Genomic DNA, 4,361 nt, shown 5'->3' on the forward strand with positions numbered 1-4,361 from the left:
GGCCGGCTGAAGCCTTCTCTGAAAATCGCCGCGCGCGCCTGAGACCCCCGCTCGGGCTACGCCCTCCCGGCGGTCTCAGGCGCGCGCCAAGGTGGCCGACTTTTGCTCCGCCCCGTGGCCGGTTTTTACTCCGCCGTTGACATATGCGCCGATATGGAAACTGTCTACGGAGGCAGATGATGCTCTTGCGTCGGCTTTGATCGTCGAATTGCTATATCCTGCAAACGCTCCGACAAGCCAGCCATTCTCGACGATGGTGTCCACGCCGACCATGAAGCCACCAGTCGAATGCTTCACGTCTGCATAGTTGCTGTTGCCGCCGATCTTGTTCCAGCCGCCATAGGCCTGCGCCCATGCGTTCCACGTTTGGTCGATCTGTTGGCTCGACATGGCATCGCTCATGACAATGCCGCCGAGTGCAAATCGCATGCGGTTGTTGACGATGTCACGGACGTAATGACTTTCCTCAATCAGAGCGGAAGTCGTTGAGCCGTAGATTTCCCCTGACAGGCTATCGAGTGCATTGCCAATTACCGTCTTGTCGTCAGGAAGCTTGACGAAGGCGTTGTAGACCTTGGAATTGGTTCCCATACTGTCGAGAGCGTTCGCGACCGCGAGATGGTTCGGTGTGGTGCCCTTGGAAATGAACTGGACATCGTTGCGAGGCAGTTCCAGCTGCACTGAACCTGCGCTGTAGTCATAGAGCAGGGTTGGGTTGAGGAACGCGAACTCTGAGGTAACGTTTCCGAACGAACCGGACAGTTCTCCGTCAGCCTGCAGGATCGTGTACTTGGTATTCAGTGCGTAATCGCCTGCGAAGCCGATATGAGCAACGGTGCCGCCATTGATCGTTGCGTCACCACTCACCTTGACGCGGTCGCTGTCGGTGCTGAGCGGGTCGGTCTCTACATTGTAGATAGAACCGCTTTCAAGAACGAGATTGCCGTTGATGGTGAGCGTTCCGATAGAGTTGCCAGGGGCAAGCATGCCGCCGGCTGCAACCGTAATCATCGAGCTCGAACCGCTGCCGATTATACCCACCCCCGAAAGGCTGCCCCCGGATTCCACGATCAAACTGCCACCAAGCGAGCCTTTGGTGTCTGCGGCACCTGTATTGATCCTACCACTGGCTATCCTCACGAGACCGTCAAATGACGAGTTGTCGCCCGTGATAAACAATGTGCCCGCACCATCTTTCACGACTGTTCCGGTGCCTGAGAGCGTACCAGCAAGGGTTCCGTTTTCGGCCTGATTGAAGACCGCTGTGCCTTGGGTACCGACATTGACGTCGCCACCGTACTTGTTGGCATCAACGATGAGCTGGCCCTGATTGATCGTCCAGTCGAGCATGGAAATGCCGCCCAGAGTGAGGGTGCCAGCACCATCCTTGACCATGGTACCGTTTGATGCGTTCACGCCCTGAATGTTGCCGTTATATTTTTCGTTGCCAGCAACGTTGAAGGTCACAGTGCCTGTATTGCGAATATCGCCGCTAATTGATGCCGAGTTACCCATAACGGAGCCATTGAGGACGTCCAGACCGTTGAAGGAATTGGTCCCGTTAAGTACGAGAACGCCAGTTCCATCCTTTACGAGAACGTTAGAACCGACGACGTTGCCATTGACAGCGAGCTGAGTTGACCCTGCGACATTGAACTCACCGTTGGCGTTCAGATTGAAGTCACGAGAGGTCGCGAATGATCCGGTCGTGGTCAGCACACCGCCAAGGAAAGTGATGTCGTTTGCTGCGTCGCCCAAGGCTGCATCGTTATCGACTTCGAGTGAACCCTTTTTGATGCCGATATCGCCACTGAAGGTGTTGGCTCCCGAGAGAACGAGCGTTCCGCTGCCCTCTTTGACGAAAACACCGCTGCCTGAAACAACGCCATTAGCCATCAGCATGTTGCCATCGGTGACATTGAGCGTGCCGCTCTGATCGATATCGATCTGACGACTGGTCGCAATGCGGTTTGCGACAGTCAGGGTTCCACCCTTCAGGTTAATGCCACCAGAAGCGGTGCCAAGATTTGCGTCCGAGTTGATCTGGACGTCGCCTGCATAGATGGTTGTGCCACCTGTGTAGGAGTTATTGCCGTTGAGAACGAGCGTTCCTGCTTCAGTCTTCAACAGAGAGCCGGACCCACTGATTTCGGTGTTGATGGTTGCGCTATCGGCGAGCACGCGGATTTCGGAGCCGCCTGGTTCAAGTAAGAGTGATCCCGTTCCAACGAGTGTGTAGCCGTTGTCGACGAATTGGAGACCAGTAAAGGACTGATTGCCGTCTACGTTGATTACGCCACCAATTGTCGACGGCGTGTCCTTGAAAATCGCGATCTTGCTGCCCCACAAGTCAGGCGTCGAGCCGCCATCGTTAATCCAGGCAGGTGTCGAAGAATCCCAAGTTCCGTCTCCGCCAATCCAATGCTGAAGGCTGTTGTCGCCATCTCTGGTAACCAGAAGATCGACGGTGTTTGGACGGTATACAAGCTGGGTGAACATTGACGGTACGAGAGGAACTGTCAACGACGAGAAGCCATTTCCGCTGTACGAGCCATAATAATCAATAAGGCGATAGTAACCGACGCCGAAAGTGCCAGCGGCAGGATTTGGGCTTTGGGTGATGTTCAGGCCAACGTTATCGATATTCAGATTGCCGAAAACACGGATACGCGAATTGCTGCTTGGCGAGCCAACAGCAAAGTTTAATGTGCTGCCCGCTTCGGCAGTCATGTCGCCGTTGATCTTTAGCACCGAATTTGATGTAGTTGAGGTCAGGGAAGATCCCGTTTTCAGTGTGAGATTGCTGAGTGTTGCGATGCTGACATTCAGATTCGTCCCATTGCCCATCGTCAAACCACGGGTAGTGGAAAGATCCGCATAGGAGCCGAGCGTGACAGCTCCGTTCGATACACTGGCTTCACCAGTGAATCTGTAATTCCCATATAGGTGCATGCCTAAGCCAGCATCGAAAGTGACATCACCAGTTCCGTTGATGAGTCCAAAATGGGTAAATCCAGCGGTGTCATTCAAAATCAGATTGGCGTTATTTTCGATACTGCCGAAAATATTATTAACGCCTGTGATCAACGTCCCTTCTTGTACTGTCCAATCATTGTTTGAGAGTCCTCTATATGTAAGACGTGAGTTTCCACTCTTTGTTACAGTTCCATATTGTCCGGTTCTGTCATTGAGTGTCTTGGAAATGCGGTGAACAGAGGTGGCGTCATTCGCATCTTCGATAATCAGCTTTCCAGCAACATCAACGCGATCATAACCTAGAAGATCACTTGAAGTTTTGAGCGTTCCGTCATGAACGGTGATTTGATTGAAGACCACAAAATTTGCGATTCCCCTTTTGAGGTTGAGCGTTCCAGCTCCGTCTTTGACAAAGCTTCCGGTCGAATTGACTGCATCAATTGTGTAATCGACACCAGACGCGACATCGACACTCGCAAGAGTTGACGCAAAATATCCCAATGAGGTTGCGCTTCCCGAGAAGGTACCGTCACCGACTTTAAGGTTACCGCCGTTGAAATTGACATAACCCAATGAGTTCAGAGACTGCAGGCTATTAAGAGCTACAGTTCCCCCATAAAGATTAACTTGTGGGATGGAGTTGTTTCCCTCAAGAGCAAGCGTTCCAGCGCCCGTTTTGTCTAACGCGACCGTTGATGTGACACTTGCGGCAATTATTGCTGTGCCAGTTTCAACATTGATTTTGGAGTTGGTAGCGGCCGGAGCATTAAGCTGAAGGGTCGCTGGCCCGTCAATGCGAAACCCATTATCCAGGAACGATAGTTCGTTTGCGCTTATGGCCGTTGTCAGGGAGACCGACCGATTGCTACCGCCATATAATTCCGAAAAAACAGCCTTCTTTCTTTCCCATGCACCTAACAAACCATCAACGTTCCCAATCCAGGTGGCGTCAAAATTGTTCCAGTTGGGGCTACCCGTCCAATACTGAGTATCGTTAACAACTTGAGCGGAAGTAGAGAAAGTAGTTCCAGCGATAAATACCGAGGATAAAGCTACTGGCAACAGGGCAGTGTGCCTTGCCAAATGATTGGAGAGCCGTCGCAGAATTCCGACTGAGAATGCCTGCCCGGATTCATCTGTGAAATTAATTTGCCCCATCCCCAGTTCCCCAACTAGTTATTATGCGCTCTTTGAGTTAGCCGCCCCGAATACAATGCCCGGAAACGTTGTATCATCTGCTCCAAAACTAACAAGTGATAAAGAATATAAATGTCAACGTTATCAATAACATTTCACGACTGGATGTTGCTAGTGGTTTGACCGGAACGAAAGAGTCCGATCTGGGATTCCCACGGGCCTTGTGATGTGCGAGTCTTTAGAGATGC

General features: G+C 52.0%; 1 protein-coding gene. It reads right to left on the reverse strand.

What is annotated here, in order from left to right:
* Nucleotides 1-75: 75 nt before the first annotated feature.
* Entirely contained in the window at nt 76-4,134 is a 4,059-nt protein-coding gene (locus JNC70_RS21920; protein ID WP_374788993.1) for an autotransporter outer membrane beta-barrel domain-containing protein, read from the reverse strand.
* Nucleotides 4,135-4,361: the final 227 nt, after the last annotated feature.

This window comes from Brucella oryzae, from assembly GCF_041929965.1.
Classification (GTDB): domain Bacteria; phylum Pseudomonadota; class Alphaproteobacteria; order Rhizobiales; family Rhizobiaceae; genus Brucella; species Brucella oryzae.